This window comes from Flavobacterium sharifuzzamanii (assembly GCF_003254585.1).
Lineage (GTDB): Bacteria > Bacteroidota > Bacteroidia > Flavobacteriales > Flavobacteriaceae > Flavobacterium > Flavobacterium sharifuzzamanii.
Window position 1 is genome coordinate 102,904 of record NZ_QJGZ01000042.1, and the last position, 17,228, is coordinate 120,131.

Annotated in this window: 15 protein-coding genes; 12 read left to right on the plus strand and 3 right to left on the minus strand. The window is 34.0% G+C overall.

Annotated elements, in window-relative coordinates; genetic code table 11:
* Nucleotides 1-69: 69 nt before the first annotated feature.
* The gene (locus DMA14_RS20190; protein ID WP_111426315.1) at nucleotides 70-777 is read right to left on the minus strand and encodes a class I SAM-dependent methyltransferase; all 708 of its coding nucleotides are present in this window, start codon (nucleotides 775-777) and stop codon (nucleotides 70-72) included.
* Nucleotides 778-978: 201 nt separating this feature from the next.
* Between DMA14_RS20190 and DMA14_RS20195 the strand changes: the two genes are divergently transcribed.
* Nucleotides 979-1,866, plus strand: coding sequence for a LysR family transcriptional regulator (locus DMA14_RS20195; protein WP_111426316.1), 888 nt, complete (start codon nucleotides 979-981; stop codon nucleotides 1,864-1,866).
* A 302-nt stretch (nucleotides 1,867-2,168) separates the two neighbouring features.
* Complete coding sequence (locus DMA14_RS20200) at nucleotides 2,169-3,455, plus strand: DUF2130 domain-containing protein (protein ID WP_111426317.1); 1,287 nt, start codon at nucleotides 2,169-2,171, stop codon at nucleotides 3,453-3,455.
* A gap of 57 nt (nucleotides 3,456-3,512) precedes the next feature.
* Here DMA14_RS20200 and DMA14_RS20205 read toward each other — a convergent pair whose 3' ends face one another.
* Nucleotides 3,513-3,944, minus strand: coding sequence for an META domain-containing protein (locus DMA14_RS20205; RefSeq protein WP_111426318.1), 432 nt, complete (start codon nucleotides 3,942-3,944; stop codon nucleotides 3,513-3,515).
* Between the two features lie 113 nt (nucleotides 3,945-4,057).
* Nucleotides 4,058-4,831, minus strand: a complete 774-nt coding sequence (locus tag DMA14_RS20210) for an META domain-containing protein (protein WP_111426319.1) — start codon at nucleotides 4,829-4,831, stop codon at nucleotides 4,058-4,060.
* A gap of 267 nt (nucleotides 4,832-5,098) precedes the next feature.
* On the opposite strand from DMA14_RS20210, the gene nirB reads away from it, so the two are divergent.
* The 10 genes from nirB to DMA14_RS20260 all read left to right on the plus strand — a co-directional run bounded on the left by nirB (nucleotide 5,099) and on the right by DMA14_RS20260 (nucleotide 17,218).
* A complete protein-coding gene (nirB, locus tag DMA14_RS20215) occupies nucleotides 5,099-7,612 on the plus strand; it encodes a nitrite reductase large subunit NirB (protein ID WP_111426320.1) in 2,514 nt (837 codons plus the stop codon).
* A 366-nt stretch (nucleotides 7,613-7,978) separates the two neighbouring features.
* A complete protein-coding gene (nirD, locus tag DMA14_RS20220; protein ID WP_111426321.1) occupies nucleotides 7,979-8,356 on the plus strand; it encodes a nitrite reductase small subunit NirD in 378 nt (125 codons plus the stop codon).
* A 265-nt stretch (nucleotides 8,357-8,621) separates the two neighbouring features.
* Nucleotides 8,622-9,206 (plus strand): DUF4202 domain-containing protein, encoded by a 585-nt coding sequence (locus DMA14_RS20225; protein WP_111426322.1) that lies wholly within the window; start codon nucleotides 8,622-8,624, stop codon nucleotides 9,204-9,206.
* Nucleotides 9,207-9,212: 6 nt separating this feature from the next.
* Complete coding sequence (locus DMA14_RS20230) at nucleotides 9,213-11,024, plus strand: PAS domain-containing sensor histidine kinase (RefSeq protein WP_111426323.1); 1,812 nt, start codon at nucleotides 9,213-9,215, stop codon at nucleotides 11,022-11,024.
* 623 nt (nucleotides 11,025-11,647) lie between these two features.
* Complete coding sequence (locus DMA14_RS20235; protein ID WP_111426324.1) at nucleotides 11,648-12,307, plus strand: response regulator transcription factor; 660 nt, start codon at nucleotides 11,648-11,650, stop codon at nucleotides 12,305-12,307.
* 97 nt (nucleotides 12,308-12,404) lie between these two features.
* A complete protein-coding gene (locus tag DMA14_RS20240; protein ID WP_111426325.1) occupies nucleotides 12,405-13,889 on the plus strand; it encodes an MFS transporter in 1,485 nt (494 codons plus the stop codon).
* A 94-nt stretch (nucleotides 13,890-13,983) separates the two neighbouring features.
* Nucleotides 13,984-15,246: an alginate export family protein gene (locus tag DMA14_RS20245; protein WP_111426326.1), complete on the plus strand. Its 1,263-nt coding sequence runs from the start codon at nucleotides 13,984-13,986 to the stop codon at nucleotides 15,244-15,246.
* 138 nt (nucleotides 15,247-15,384) lie between these two features.
* On the plus strand, nucleotides 15,385-15,750 hold the full coding sequence (locus tag DMA14_RS20250; protein WP_111426327.1) for a hypothetical protein: 366 nt from the start codon (nucleotides 15,385-15,387) through the stop codon (nucleotides 15,748-15,750).
* Nucleotides 15,751-15,877: 127 nt separating this feature from the next.
* Complete coding sequence (locus DMA14_RS20255; RefSeq protein WP_111426328.1) at nucleotides 15,878-16,591, plus strand: exonuclease/endonuclease/phosphatase family protein; 714 nt, start codon at nucleotides 15,878-15,880, stop codon at nucleotides 16,589-16,591.
* A gap of 3 nt (nucleotides 16,592-16,594) precedes the next feature.
* The gene (locus tag DMA14_RS20260) at nucleotides 16,595-17,218 is read left to right on the plus strand and encodes a class I SAM-dependent methyltransferase (RefSeq protein ID WP_111426329.1); all 624 of its coding nucleotides are present in this window, start codon (nucleotides 16,595-16,597) and stop codon (nucleotides 17,216-17,218) included.
* The last annotated feature ends 10 nt before the right edge of the window (nucleotides 17,219-17,228 follow it).

The following is a 17,228-nucleotide window of genomic DNA, read 5'->3' on the forward strand; positions in this document are numbered from 1 at the left end:
AAACAAAAAAACTGCCTTAAAGGGCAGTTTTCTTAAAACATCTATATTTTTTTTCGATTCTTTTCAATCTTATTTTATACCTCCAAAAGCTCCAAAACACATATTCTTATGTAAAATTTCAACTTTAGAAAAACCTACTTTTTTCATCAAATCCAATTGATAATTCATAGATCTTGGAGAATCTTCTTTCTCGATATAATCTAAAACTTTCCGGCGGTACTCCGCCCCTCCTATTCCTTCCAAATACTCGCCATAACGCTGCCAAGTATACTCATTTAATAATTCCGTGTCTTGCGTTATTAAATCAGAAATCATCAAACAGCCGCCTGGCTTCAATAATTTAAACAATTTTGTAAAAGTAGTTTCCCAATCCTTGTCATCTCTTAAATGATGCAAAACTGCTCCTGCCAAGATAATGTCAAAACTATTTTCATCTAAATCTATTTCTCGAATATCACCTTGTTTGATTTCAACTTTTCCTTTTGTTTCTGCTGAAACTCTTTCAAAAGCACGATTCAACATTGGCAAACTCAAATCGACCAAAGTGCAATTCAAGTTTGGCACTTTAGATAGCATTTTTAAAGTATAATTACCAGCTCCGCAACCCACATCCAAAATAGTTGCAGCATTTGGAACAATGCGTTTTGAAGCTTCAGTTATTAATTCTAAAGAAATAGTAGCGTCAATTGTTGCTACTTGTCCAGTCTCTAAATTTGAAAATCGTTCGACATCATTGTCAAATCGTTCTTTGATTTCAGCAATAGTTGATTTTTTCATGATCTTTTGTTTTTTATCTCTCGCAGATTTCGCGAATCTTTTGCTATTATGGATTGGAAATATTATGGTTAGATGATTTTTTATCTAAATTAATAATCTGCTTTATCTGCGAGAGATTTATTTTTTCTTTTCCAAAACTATCTTTTTCATAAATACTTTAAAAATACTATTTTTATCAATTAATAATACTTTAAAAGTATCATGGAATTACGTCATCTAAAATATTTTTTGGCTGTAGCCGAAGAACTGAATTTTACCAAAGCTTCAGAAAAACTCTTTATTTCTCAACCTCCATTAAGCCGACAAATTGCAGAACTGGAAGAAGAACTTCAAGCAAAGCTTTTTATCAGAAACAATAAAAAAGTAGAATTAACCGAAGCAGGTAAATATTTTAAAGAAGAAGTTACAGCGATTTTTCAGAATCTAGAACGTATTTCTGTGAAAACAAAAAAGATTGCAGAAAATGTTTCTGGGGAATTCAGAATAGCTTATATCAGTTCGATTTATTCGGCAGTAATTTCAGATTTAATCAAACATCTTAAAGCGCAGTTTCCTTATGTGAGTTTCAAACTTTTTGAGGTTTCTACCACCAAACAAATTGATGCTTTAGAACAAGGAAAAATCGAAATGGGAATCATTCGATCGCCCATTCATTCACCCAAAATAAAATCGCTTTTATGGTTTAAAGATGGTTTTTCATTGGTTTACAATAAAAAAATCATTCAGATAAAATCAGAAAATGAAATTGTAAAACTGAAAGACGAAACATTTGTATTCTTCAATAAAGATTATGCCCCGCATTATCATGAAGTTTTATTGGAATTGTGCGCCTTTTATAGTTTTACACCGAAGATTATTCATGAAGCAAATAATATAAACTCCATCGTACAATTGGTCAAAAATGGATTAGGAATTTCGATTGTTCCGTCAAACATTGCCAAAAACAATCAAGATTCTGAAATTGGTTTTATTGAATTGGAAAAAGTGAATCTTTTTACCAATGTTTCGATTATTACTTCAAAAGACGATTATTCTGAAATCACGCAATCTGCTGTTGAGTTTTTATTGACGAAAAATAGTTCTCGCTAAGTTTTGATTTTTTAATCTCGCAAAGACGCAGAGTCACAAAGTTTGTCATTTCGACGAAGGAGAAATCTTCCCAAGTGGCTCTGTTCCTATAAGCCAATCTTTGTCGAGCATCTCGTGGAGATTTCTCCTTCGTCGAAATGACATACTATATGAATAATGTGGCTAAAAAAACTTTGCGTCTTAGCGCCTTCGTGGTCATAACAAAAAATCGTTACAAATTAGTACAGAAATCCGCATTACAAAAAGAGAACTTTTAAATATCTTAGCAAATTCAAATTCTACAATAAAAATTTCAATATAAAATGGCTGAGCAATCTTCAATTCAGTGCCCAAACTGCGGAACTCCTATCGATGTAAATGATGTATTAAAACATCAATTGGAAGATAGCATTCGTAAAGAATTCCAGCAAAAAGCTACTATTCAAAATCGTGAATTAGAGCTTAAAAATGAACAATTGGATAAAGCCAAAGCCGAATTTGAAGCAAAGAAAAAACAAGAAAACGAGCTTTTTGCCGAACGCTTAGAGCGCGAGAAAAAAACAGCCGAAAAAGAAATCTCCGAAAAGCTAAAAGCCAAACTTGAAGAAGAAAATAAAGATCGTTTGCTTTTAATGGAAAAAGAACTCTCTGAAAAATCGGAAAAAATCAGAGAATTAAATAAAATGGAAGGTGAAATCGCCAAATTACAGCGCGAAAAACTGGAAATGAAAGAAGCTATTCAAGCCGAAGCCGAAAAACAATTGAATGCCCAATTGGCTTTGGAACGCGAAAAAATCAGAAAACAGGAAGACGATAAAAACGAGTTAAAATTTAAAGAACTTCAAAAACAGCTCGAAGAACAAAAAAAGCTGACGGAAGAAATGAAACGAAAGCAGGAACAAGGTTCTATGCAATTGCAAGGAGAAGTAATGGAATTAGCGATTGAAGAATGGCTTGCCAGTAACTTCCCTCTTGACACCATTGATGAAGTTAAAAAAGGTGCCAATGGTGCCGACTGTTTGCAGATTGTGAACACTCGTGAGCATCAAAACTGCGGTTCTATTTATTACGAAAGCAAAAGAACCAAAGCATTTCAGCCTTCTTGGATTGAGAAATTCAAAAACGATATTAGAACCAAAAGAGCCAATATTGGGGTTTTGGTTACCGAAGTAATGCCAAACGGAATGGAAAGAATGGGTATGCGCGACGGAATCTGGATATGTACCTATGAAGAATTTAAAGGTTTGAGCGCTGTTTTGCGTCAGTCTTTAATACAGATAAGCCAAGCTGTAGAAGCGCAGGAAAATAAAGGAGATAAAATGTCGATGCTATACGATTTCCTAACCAGCAACGAATTCCGTTTGCAGATTGAAGGAATTGTAGAAGGATTTACCCAAATGCAAAACGATTTGGATTCTGAAAAAAGAGCAATGCAGAGAATCTGGAAACAGCGCGAAAAGCAAATCGAGAAAGTAGTTCACAATACTTTAGGAATGTACGGTTCGATTCGCGGTATTGCAGGAAATGCTGTTCAGAGTGTGAGAGCTCTTGAACTTGATTTTATTGAGGATGAAAGCGAAGAAGATGAATCCAAAGAGTTATTAGAATAAGTTCACCAGAATATTTAAATAAAAAGGCTTCGAAATTATCGAAGCCTTTTCTTTGAATTAACCTTTTTTGAAAGACATTGTAAGCCCAAACTGATTAGAAAGGTACAATTTGTTGTTTTCAATAGAATAGCCTGAAGTTGTTCTTAATAGCTGTAGAAATTCACCTTTTTTTTTGGCTTCACATTTTTTAGTTTCAGCAGTAACAGCAGAAAATTGAAGTTTTCCGTCTCCCTTTGAAAGCAAATTCCCATTAATTGCATTACATCCTATAAATCCAGTAAAGTTTGAAGAATTCATTACTAATTTTGGAAAGCTTGAGAAATCTTTTTCAGTAATTACCTTTCCGTTTAAATTCTCCAAAATCCAGGTTTGCTGTAATTTTTTTTCAGTAGCATTTTCATTAGTTGCAACAGCCGAATTTGCAGTTTTACTTGATTTGCAGCTACAAACAACTGTTACTGCAATGATCAGCATTAAAATCCTTTTCATTTAAAATAAATATTATAAGTTTTATTTTACAAAAATATTTTAAACGAAAAGTATGGATACTTACTATAAGTTATTTTTAGAACACATTAAGACATTTTATAAATCCATCTTTACTAATCAACCTTCTTAAAAACAACCAATTTCCCAGTAGGATTTGACAAAGTCAACTGATTATTTCCAATCTCATAAGTTGTCGTGCTTTGAAGTGCTTTAGTAAATTCATTTTCTTTATTTCCCGAAGGACAAGCCATGAGAGTTGAAAGTACTTTTGAAAATCGAAGCAAATCCTTTTCATAAAAGATAGAACCGCTTATTGCATTACAACCGCCATAGCCAGAAAATCTATTCTCAGATGAATTAATTTCAATTCGAGGCATTTCTTTCTGAAAATCTGTTGCAAAAACTTTATAGCCATTTAATTCTTCTAAGACCCAAATATCGTGAAGTCGATAATCGGTAATGTATTTTCCGCACCCGTTAAGCTTTTTTGTTTCTAATTCTGAGTTATTTCTAATTTCGACTTTTACGCTATAAGGCGAAATCGCTCCAGACATAGAATCCTGGCAATCCAATTGCTGAATCGTAATCGTTGCCGAAGTGGTTTCATTACTTGCCTGATACATTTTCACATTAGCATCCATTGCTCTAATCGCGTCAACGGCTGGAAAAATGATTTTTTCTTTTCCCGGTATTAATGAGGTAAAAACAATTTCCTCATTTCCTATTTTAATTCCCCAAAACGGCTCGTTTCCTGTTCCTTTAAAATAATATTTTAAATCCTCTTCTGTAGAACTTGTCGAAGTACTTCCGGCAGTTTCTTTATTTGCAGCCGTTTTACATCCTATTATTAAAAATGAAAACAACAATATTGAAAGTATTTTTTTCATGAGATTTTAGTTTAAAAAAGTTCTTGCGCATAAAATACCTGTAAAATTCTTATGAATTTACAACATTTTTTTGAAATGCTTATTTAGAATCCTTTCAAATTTAAAAAACTAAGTAAGTAAAAAATCATTCGAAATCCGCACTACGTAAAAGATTAAGCCAAAATACGTAGTACTCAAAACATACTTATTGCTCAAAAAATAATAACATACGTATTTTTATAAGTATAAATACTTATATTTGCATAGTAATACTTAATTAAAGAAATCATGATTAGAGTAATAGTAGTTGGAAACGGCATGGTTGGTTATAAATTTTGCGAAAAGTTTGTTGCAAAATCTGGACAAGAAAAGTATCAAATCACAGTATTTGGAGAAGAACCAAGACGCGCCTATGATCGCGTTCACTTAAGCGAGTACTTTGGAGGAAAGACGGCAGACGATCTATCATTATCTACAACAGATTGGTACGCAGAAAACAATATTATTCTAAATACATCAGAGTTAATTACAGATATTAATCGTGATGTAAAAACTATTCATACACACTTAGGCAAAACACATACGTACGACTACTTAGTTTTAGCAACTGGATCTTCGGCTTTTGTACCTCCAATTGAAGGCGTAGAAAAAGAAGGTGTTTTTGTTTACAGAACCATCGAAGATCTAGACGCTATTATGGCCTACGCTAGAAAAATAAAACAAAAAGGAGCAACAGAAGCGGCGGTTCTAGGTGGCGGTTTATTAGGTCTTGAAGCAGCAAAAGCTGTTAGAGATTTAGGCTTAAATCCGCATGTCGTGGAATTTGCGCCACGTTTGATGCCGAGACAATTGGATCAAGGCGCGAGTGATATGCTTCAATCAAAAATAGAAGAATTAAATATTGGAATTCATCTTAACAAAGCAACGCAATATATTGACGGAAAGGAAAGTATAACAGGAATGATGTTTGCAAACGACGAATTGTTAAAAGTAGACATGTTGGTTATATCTGCTGGAATTAAACCTCGTGACGAACTGGCAAGAGTTTCGGGACTTGAAGTTGGCGTAAGAGGTGGAATTGTGGTAAACAATCAAATGCGAACATCAGATCCTTCTATTTTTGCGATTGGAGAAGCAGCTCTTTATAATCACAATATTTACGGACTTGTCGCTCCAGGTTACGAAATGGCCGATGTAGCTGCCGAACAAATCTTAAATGGTGATAAAACCATGAGAGAAACCATCGATATGTCAACACAATTGAAATTAATTGGTGTTGAAGTTGCGAGTTTTGGTGATCCTTTTATCGAAAACAATGACGTTACTGCTATTGTTTATGAGAATAAATTAAGTGGCGTTTATAAAAGAATCAACGTTACAAAAGATTCTAAAAAACTATTAGGAGGAATTTTAGTTGGAGATTCCAGCGATTACAATTCGCTTTTCCAGATTTACATCAACGAAATGGCGTTGCCTAAAAATCCAGAAGATTTGATTTTAGGTTCTCGCGACGGTTCTGAAGGTTCTTCTTTAGGAAGCGTAATGGATTTGCCAGATACAGCCGTAATTTGCTCTTGCGAAAATGTTACAAAAGGTGCTATCTGTTGTAAAATTCTAGACGAATCTTGTGCTTCTCTTTCAGATGTGGTCAAAACAACAAAAGCAACCTCAGGTTGTGGAGGCTGTAAACCAATGGTTTCTGATTTGGTTAAAGCAACTCAAAAATCTTTAGGAAAAGAAGTAAAAGAAGTTATCTGCGAACATTTCAGTTATACACGTCAGGAATTATTCGATTTGGTAAAAATCAACAAATACGAGAATTTCTACGACGTTTTAGATCATCACGGAAAAGGAGACGGATGCGAGATTTGTAAACCAGTTGTTGCTTCTATTTTCTCAAGTATTTACAATGATACCGCTAATAAACACGTAACTACACAAGATACAAACGATAGATTTTTAGCAAACATTCAACGAAACGGAACCTATTCTGTTGTTCCAAGAGTTGCGGGAGGAGAAATTACTGCCGAAAAACTAATCGTAATTGGCGAAGTGGCAAAACAATTCGATTTGTACACTAAAATTACTGGAGCACAAAGAGTTGATTTATTCGGAGCACATTTAAGCGATTTGCCAAAAATCTGGAAAATCTTAATCGATAATGGTTTTGAAAGCGGTCACGCTTACGGAAAATCACTTCGTGCTGTAAAAAGCTGTGTCGGAAACGCGTGGTGCCGTTACGGAATGGACGACAGCGCCGGATTTGCCATCGAACTTGAAAATAGATATAAAGGAATCCGTTCTCCGCATAAACTAAAAGGTGGCGTTTCTGCCTGCATTCGCGAATGCGCCGAAGCGCGTGGTAAAGATTTCGGATTAATTGCTGTTGAAGGCGGATGGAATTTATACATCTGTGGAAATGGTGGAGCAAATCCAAAACACGCTGTTTTATTGGCTGAAAAAATAGACAAAGAAACTGTAATCAAATATATGGATCGTTTCTTAATGTATTACATCCGCACCGCTGGTCCGCTAATTAGAACTTCAACTTGGCTAGAAAAACTAGATGGAGGTTTAGAATATTTAAAACAAGTAATTATCGAAGATAGTTTAGGAATCTGCGAAACGCTTGAAGCTGAAATGCAGACTTTAGTAAACACTTTCGAATGCGAATGGAAACAAGTGCTAGAAAAACCAAGATTATTGAAACGTTTCAATCATTTTATAAACTCAGACGAAAAAGATGATAATGCTGTTTTCGTACCACTAAGAGATCAAAAAATGCCAAAAGCTTGGTTGTAAACTTAAAACATGAATTTTTAAACACATAGAGACATAGATTTTAAAAACTTAATAAAGGCGTTTCACTTGCATAAACACACATAGCTATGTGTTAGAAACTAGTTTCTTTTAATTTTCTATTTCTCAAACAAAAAACAAAAAAAATCTATGTTTCTATATGTTTAAAATAAAAGCCACAGATTATAAGGATTAAAAATAAAATCGGCTAAATCTGCCAAATCTGCGGGAGAAAATAACAGCTCCAAAAAAAAGAAAAAAAATCATTAAACGTTTGCTGTCCTTCTTACCCTCTTTTTTACTGCGCCATCAAATCTCTCTTGATTGTAAAAAGAGGGCTAAGAAACAGGAACCAAAAATTTAATCAAAATGGAAGAAATCTTAAATCAATACGAAACAGTTCACGCGAGCGATGCAACAATTTGGTTCAAAGCAGGTAAAGTTGAAGATTTCCCAACCAACCGAGGCGGATGCATCAAATACAAAAACAAACAAATAGCTATTTTCAATTTCACACGCAGAAACGAATGGTACGCTTGCCAAAACGCCTGCCCTCATAAAATGGAAATGGTACTTTCAAGAGGAATGACAGGATCTGCAGATGATATTCCGAAAATTGCCTGCCCGATGCATAAAAAAACATTTTCACTTGTAGATGGTTCTAACTTAAACGGCGAAGAATACAGCATTGCAACGTATCCTGTTAAGATTGTTGAAGATGAAGTTTTTGTTGGATTTATAGATTAGTTTACACAAAGCAACACACACAATCTTGTCATTTCGACGAAGGAGAAATCTCTACAAGAAACTCTACAAAGATTGGATTTTCGTGACGGAGCTACTCGTGAAGATTTCTCCTTCGTCGAAATGACAAAACTATCGTAATTATTATGTGAATTAACGCAAGTGAAACGCCTTTAACCACAAACAAATCTATGTTTCTATGTGTTAGAAAAAAGCACACATAAAAACTTAATTCCGTATCTTTGAAATTCTATTATCAAACCAAAAAATGACTACACCTTTTCAAAAAGCAAGCGAATGGATTGATGCTGAAAATGCTCAAGATCCAAACATCGAATTAGACCAAAACAAAGAATATCCGAAAGAATTATTGTATTCAGACAGGATGTATAAAAAACTAATGGAGTTTGAACCTAATGCATCAGAAGAGGTTCAAATTGCTTCAAAAGCACAACACATCTGTCGATGGAAAGTCGCTCGCGAGTCATATCCTATGGATCGCGTAGGCTATTTGAAATGGAGAGAAGAACTGAAAAAATTTCACGCAAAAACTACAGCCGAAATCTTGGTAAGAGCAGGTTACGATCAAACTTTCATCGATCGTGTTTCTTTCTTAATTGAAAAAAAATTACTTAAAAAAGATGCCGAAACCCAATTATTGGAAGATGTGATCTGTCTGGTATTTTTAGAATATTACTTAGAACCTTTCGTACACAAACATGACGAAGAAAAGCTAAAAAATATCATCAAAAAAACTTGGGACAAAATGTCCGACAAAGGACATCAGGAAGCTTTAAAAATCAATTATTCTGAAGAAAACTTAAACTTAATAAAAGCTTCTTTAGGATTGTAAAAAGATATGAAGAAAAGCAATCAGGAAGCAGCAGAAAAAATCACTTTCAAAAATTTACGCCGTCTGTATTTTTTTGCGCTTCTTACTATTGCCTTAACTATAATTGTTAGTCAATTTTTAGTTCAATACAATCTGAATCAGCAGTTAAGCGATTCCAAAATCATTAATTTCTCTGGAAAGCAAAGAATGTTGAGCCAGAAAATTGTCAAAGAAGTTCTGATTTTACATTACGTTTCTGATTCGGCTACAGCCAAAAAAACTTCGCACTTAAAAGAGGTTTTAGAACTTTGGAAAAAGAATCAAAACGCTTTGGAAAACGGCAATGACAGTTTAGTTTTTCCAAAAGAAAAATCAGAAACACTTTCTAAATTATATCTAGAAATTAATCCGATTTTCAATAAAATTACTCAAACTACAGATTCTTTTCTGTTGAATTTACAGCAAAAAAAATCGGTCTCTGAAAATCAAAAACTAGTTCAGATTATTCTAGAGAACGAGGGAATCTTTCTATCGAAAATGAATCAGATTGTAACCCAATACGATCTTGAAGCGCATGAGAAAGTGACTGAACAACGCAAAATCGAATATTGGATTTTTGGCTTTACACTTTTGGTTCTGCTTTTAGAATTCCTTTTTATTTTCAGACCTACAAATAAGAAAATTGAACGATTAATTACAAGACTTTTATCTTCAGAAAAGAAAGCCTTAAAGCTCGCATACGACACCGAAATCCTGAGTGAAATCAAAGAAAACTCAGTAAAAGAATTGAAATCGCTCAATTATGCGATGGAAAATACTTTGCTGTATTGCCGAATTTCGCCAGACGGCTCCATCATTCACATTGGAGAAAAATTCGCAAAACTTTTAAATTACACCAAGTTTTCTTCCAATAAAAAATTCTCTCAAGTACTAACAGAAGACGAAAAAGAACAGGTTAATTTTGACCGTTTAATTTTCGAAAAACAACGCAGCGGCTGGCAAGGCGAAATCAAAATTATAAATAAAGACGAAAAAGAAATCTGGCTCGATTTATCGATGGTTCCCGTAATGATCAAAAAAGACGAATTGGAACTTTTGATCGTTTGTTTTAACATCACCGAACGCAAAAAAGCACAGCGCGAAGTTGAACGTTTGAACCTTGAAAACACTACCGAAAAAATCAACCAGCAAAAGATTATTTCTAGTAAAATTGTTGAAAATCAGGAAAACGAACAAAACCGAATCGCCAAAGAAATTCATGACGGAATTGGCCAAATGCTTACCGGTTTAAAGTTCAGTTTAGAAAGCATCAATCTGGATGACAGAGAAAAATCAGAACAAAAAATTGAATATTTAAAGAAACTTTCTTTAGACATTATAAAAGGTGTCCGTACAGCAACTTTCAACTTAATGCCGCCAGAATTAAGCGATCACGGAATCGTTTCGTCATTATCAAAACTAACGCAAGAACTTTCAAAACTTACGGGAAAAGAAATCCTTTTCTACAACAAAACCGATTTCGACCAGCGCTTAGATTCCTTGATCGAAATCAATATTTACAGACTTACACAAGAAGCAATTAACAATGCCATAAAATATGCAGAATCCTCTCATATAATCGTCCAGCTTTCACACAGCGATACACTTTTAAGTATTATCGTAGATGACAACGGAAAAGGTTTCGACGTCAACTCAGTCGATAAAAAGCGTAACAGTGAATCTGGAATGGGGCTTTTATTTATGAAAGAAAGAATCCAATACATCAACGGCCGCGTTTTCATGAACTCTATTCCAGGTGAAGGAACGAGAATTACGTTCAACATTCCGATCTTAAAATAATGTGACAATGTGCCAATTAGAAAATTAGATAATTATTTAACACATTCATAAGAATTATCTAATTGACACATTAACTCATTATCTAATTATCATGGCGAGCCAGTATTAGAAAAAGTGGGCAAACAAACTTTGTCTATATTCGCCCACTTTTCCTAATACTGTCGGGCTATCCGGGCTACTTCGGTAGCTTCCTCCTATCCCTCTCGCGGGCAGTTGTTTTCAGAAGAAAATCTAAGTTAATACAAGATCTTTTTTCAGCATTTTTTGTCATCCTGAGAAACGAAGGATCGCACTAGAAACTCCACAATCGAAATCCACAATATTTGAAAATCATTTGACAGTTTTAAAATAAAAAAAACTGTTTAAATCTGCGGAATCTGCGTGCAAAAAAATGACAATCTAAATCGTCAATCTTTGTAGAATCCCGCGTGTGATTCTTCGTTCCTCAGAATGACAAACTTTATGATTAGAAAACTTTGAAAAAGTTGACCATCCAATGAAATTTAAAATTTCCAACATTAGAAATTTTAATATTGAATTTTAAAATCTAAAAAATTACGTATATTAGCGTCTTCTTTTTAGATGAATATACGTAAAAATCGAGAATCAAAATTAAGTAAACTATGAGCAATATCATTCGTGTAGTACTGGCAGATGACCATGTTTTTGTTAGAGACGGAATCAAGTCTTTACTTGAAAACGAAGCAAACATCGAGGTTGTAGGCGAAGCAATTGATGGTGAAGATGCACTTGAAGTAGTAGCGGCAACACAGCCAGATTTACTTATAGTAGATATTCGTATGCCAAACTTAACAGGTATCGAGGTAGTAGAAAAACTTAGAAACGAAAAAAACAGCGTAAAAATCATCATGCTTTCGATGCATGAATCAGAAGAATATGTCTTGAAATCAATAAAAGCGGGAGCCGACGGATATTTGCTAAAAGGCTCAAGCAAAGAAGAATTCTTAAAAGCATTGCATACAGTTTCTGCTGGAGGAAAATATTTCAGCGGTGATATTTCTTCTATTTTAATCAGTCAACTGACTAATTCTTCAGCATCTTTAGAACCAAAACAAACTTTAGGTGAAGAAATGATGATTACCAAAAGAGAAAAAGAAATCCTAACCCTTCTTTTATCTGGAAAAGGTAACAAAGAAATCGCCGAAGCGCTTGATATCAGTAAACGAACTGCCGAAGTACACCGTTTTAACTTAATGAAAAAGCTGAAAGTGAAAAACCTTATGGAACTTTCTAATAAAGCGGCTGAGTATTCTTTAATTTAAAAAATACGTATAAATACGTAATTATTTTTCAAAAACTGCGTTTTAGCAGGTTTTAACTAAGTCATAGTACTTATTTTTACATAAAAATATAAGTACTATGAAAAATACAAACTCACTATCACAGTCACACAAAATTTTATTTTTGAACACATTGGCATTTACAGTGTGTTTTGCCTGCTGGACATTAAACGGGGTTTTAGTAACCTTTTTAGTTGATAATGGAATTTTCCATTGGGATGTTATTCAAGTTGGATGGCTTTTGGGAATTCCAATTTTAACAGGATCAATTATGCGTCTTCCAATCGGAATCTTGACCGACAAATTTGGCGGAAAATATGTCTTTTCACTTTTACTGCTTCTAAGTTCAATTCCGCTTTTCCTTCTTCCTTATGCTGACAGCTTTTTTATGTTCGCTTTACTTAGTTTCTTCTTCGGAATGGTCGGAACCAGTTTTGCAGTTGGAATTGGATATACCTCAATTTGGTATCCAAAAGAATGGCAAGGTCGCGCACTAGGAATCTTCGGAATGGGAAATGCTGGCGCAGCAATTACAACTTTTCTGGCTCCTTCGCTATTAAATCATTTCTCAGCAAATGATCCACAAAATGGTTGGAAAGTTCTCCCTGTTATTTACGCTATTTCATTGGTAGTAATTGGTGTTGCTTTTTTAATTTTCGCTCAAAACAAAAAAATAGAAAGTAATGGTAAAACTATTTCGCAAATGCTTACGCCATTAAAATCGCAAAGAGTTTGGCGCTTTGGGGCTTATTATTTCTTAGTTTTCGGATGTTTTGTAGCGTATTCTCAGTGGTTATTGCCAAACTTCATGAACGTTTACCAAACGAGTTTAGTTATGGGCGGTTTATTTGCAACAATGTTCAGTTTACCATCTGGAGTAATTAGAGCTTTCGGAGGCTATTTATCTGATAAATTCGGAGCACGAAAAGTGATGTACTGGGTCTTGGGTTCATCAGTAATTTTAAGTGCTTTATTATCGATTCCTAAAATGGAAATCACTACTTCAGGACCAGGAATTTTAGCCGCTAAAAAAGGTGTGGTAAACGAGATCAATGATAAAACTGTAAAAATTGGCGATAAAGAATATCCGATTGCACAAAAAACTGCCAATACAAATAAAAATGCTATTTTCCCAACTTCTACAAGCTGGCAAGATGTTGTTGTAGCACACAATCAAAGTGTTGCTAAAAAAGAATTGATTGCAAAAGGTGTAACTGTTATTAAGTTTGATGCCAATATGTGGGTATTTCTGGTATTAGTAATTCTAATCGGGATTTCTTGGGGAATCGGAAAAGCGGCTGTATACAAACATATTCCCGAATATTTCCCAACAGAAGTTGGTGTTGTAGGCGGAATGGTTGGAATGATTGGCGGTTTAGGCGGTTTCTTCGGCCCAATTATCTTCGGATATTTGCTGACTGCTACCGGAATCTGGTCAAGCTCATGGATTTTTATTCTAGCCTTTTCAACCATCTGTCTAGTTTGGATGCATTATACTATAACACAACTATCTAAGGAAAAACGAGTAAAAGTAAGCAAGGCAAAATTAGAGCCTGCATATTAGACTTAGATTAAAAAAAGTTATAAATATGATTTCAGTCATAAAAACACATGGCTTTTTCTTATAAATTTACTTTCGATAAAAACCTAATAATTTTATGAAAAAACTTAAACTAATTTTAATACTTATCGTAGGATTAAGTTTTGAAATACAAGCCCAAGAATTAGATGTAAATCTACAAATTAGGCCACGTTTTGAATATCGTAACGGCTACAAAACCCTTCTTCCAGAAGGACAAAAAGGAACTTCTCAAATTTCACAGCGTTCTCGTTTAGGAATCAATTTCAAACAAGACGATTTAATTGTAAAATTAACTTTTCAAAACACCAGAACATGGGGCGATGTTCCTCCTGCAACGGTTGCCGATAAAAATGGTGTAGCAGTTTTTGAGGCTTGGGCACAATATAATTTTACCGAAAAATGGAGCGCCAGAATGGGACGTCAGGTTCTTTCGTACGACAACCAGCGTATTTTGGGTGAAATGGATTGGGCACAACAAGGGCAAAGTCATGATGCGCTTACCGTTACTTATCAAACTGAAAAGCAAAAATTAGATTTTGGAGGCGCCTACAATTCAACTGCTGAAAATGTTTTCCAAACTCCTTATACAGTTGCCAATTATAAAGCAATGCAATACGCTTGGTATCACAACCAATTTAGCACTGATTTAGGTTTAAGCTTCTTATTGCTTAATACTGGTTACGAATATGCAAACGCAGATGCAAAATTATTAGTTGATTACAAACAGACTTTTGGGCCTTATCTAACTTACAAAACAAGCAAAATAGATAGTAACTTTTGGGTATATGGACAAACTGGAAAAAGTACTGATTTACAAGTAAGCGCTTGGAATGCTGCAGCAAATTTTAATTACAACATTACAGAATCATTCAAGGCTGGTTTAGGATACGAATTTTTATCTGGAAAAGCTTCAAATGACGGAAGTACAGTAATTAAATCTTTCAATCCTATTTTTGGAACCAACCACGGTTTTAATGGTTACATGGATTATTTTTATGTTGGAAATCACCTAAATAATGTTGGTTTGCAAGATGCTTTTATAAAATTGAATTACAATATAAACAAATGGCAGTTTGCCTTGATTCCGCATGTCTTTTTATCAGCAGCTGATGTAGTGAATGTTCCTCTTAACGAAAAAATGGATTCGTATTTAGGAACTGAGATTGATGCAACTTTTGGTTATAATTTTAGAAAAGACATCACACTAACAGGCGGTTATTCTCAAATGTTTGGCTCTAAAACGATGGAATTCATCAAAAATGGAGATGCAAACCACACCAACAATTGGGCTTGGTTAATGATTTCTGTTAATCCTAGAATTTTTAGCTGGAAAAAATAATTTTTCTTAAAAATTAACTTGAATATTTTACCCTTTTTCTATTTCTGGAAAAGGGTATTTTTTTTATTTCACAATAGTGCGGATTATACATTTAATTATTTATATTTGAAGTGATTATGAACCCCCAATTCTATCCTAATGAAACCATTTCTAAAATTGTCATTGCTGACTTTTATTGTCACGCAAACAGGTATTGCCCAAAAATACGATGATGCCTTAATTTCTAAAAACTCAGAAATTAATTTTGCTAAAACGCAAAAAAGAGGAATTAAAAAAAACAACATCGTTTATTATGTTGAAAATGATTTGCAAACCATTTCTGCTTACAAAAGAAAAAAACTGAAATGGCAAACCAATGTAATTTCTATCTGTGGAAAACCTAAAAAAGGAGAACCTGAAATTAGATATGTTGGCTACAACTCAAACAAACTGCTTATCGTGATCGGAAAACACAATTTTGCTGAAATTGACGTAAATAGCGGAGAGACAAAATTTGTTGGTTAAGACTAAAGAAATTTAAATATATAAACTGCCCTTTTTCTTTTTTGAGAAAGGGTATTTTTTTTGATCAATCAAAAAAAATTCTCCTCATTAATCGGTATATTTGAGTAAGAAACAATTAAATTTTCAAATGAAACTCATCGCTTGGAATTGCAACATGGCATTCAGGAAAAAAGCAGAATTCCTTCTCGCTCATAATCCTGATATCGCTGTAATTTCTGAGTGTGAAAGTCCTGAAAAATTAAAATTCCCAACCGAAATTCAGACACCAAACGATATTCTTTGGTATGGCGCAAATCCGCATAAAGGAGTTGGCGTTTTCTCTTATAGTGATTATCGGTTTCAGTTGTTAGATTGTCATAATCCCGATTTCAAAAATGTTCTACCAATTGCTGTTAATGGTGGAAAAACAGATTTTATACTATTCGCAATATGGGCAAATAATCCAGCAGATAAAGATGGTGCTTATGTAACGCAAGTTTGGAAGGCTATTAATTATTACGAAAACCTAATCAAAGAAACTAAAACCATTTTAATTGGAGATTTCAACAGCAATGCGATTTGGGACAAACCACGTCGCGAAGGAAATCATACAACCGTTGTAAACAAATTAGCCGAAAAGAATATTTTCAGTACATACCATAAATACTTCAATCAGATACAGGGCAAAGAAGAGCATCCAACTTGGTATTTGTATCGTCATGAAAACAAACCCTATCATCTTGATTATTGTTTTGCTTCAAATGATTTTATAGAAGTTATAGAAAGTGTTGAAGTCGGCGCTTACAAAGATTGGACTTTGTATAGCGATCACAAACCGTTAATAATTAAATTCAATATATAAACCATGAACAACTGGACTCAGCGTTGGGACGACCGTTATAAAAGCGAAGAATTTGCATACGGAGAAGAACCCAACAATTACTTAAAAGAACAACTAGAAAAACTAAACCCTGCCACTATTCTTTTTCCTGCCGAAGGCGAAGGGCGAAATGCCATTTTTGCTGCAAAATTAGGCTGGAACGTTTCGGCTTTTGATATTAGCGAAGAAGGAAGAAATAAAGCATTAAAACTTGCAGAAGCAAATGATGTTTCAATTGATTATCAAGTTGGCGAATTGGAAACTCTTGATTTCGAAGTAGAGCAATTTGATGCAATTGCTTTAATTTATGCACATTTTCCAGCAGGAATTAAATCGGAAATTCATCAACAATTAGATAAATTATTGTGCAAAAACGGCATTATCATTTTTGAAGCTTTCAGCAAAAAGCATTTAGAATATGTAACCAAAAATGAAAAAGTCGGCGGACCAAAAGACATTGAATCTCTTTTTTCAATAGAAGAAATTAAAGCCGATTTTTCTAATTATGAAATTATCGAATTAGAAGAAAAAGAAATCGAACTAAACGAAGGTTTATTTCACAATGGAACTGGTTCTGTAATTCGATTCGTAGGAAGAAAAAAATCATAAATACGAAGTA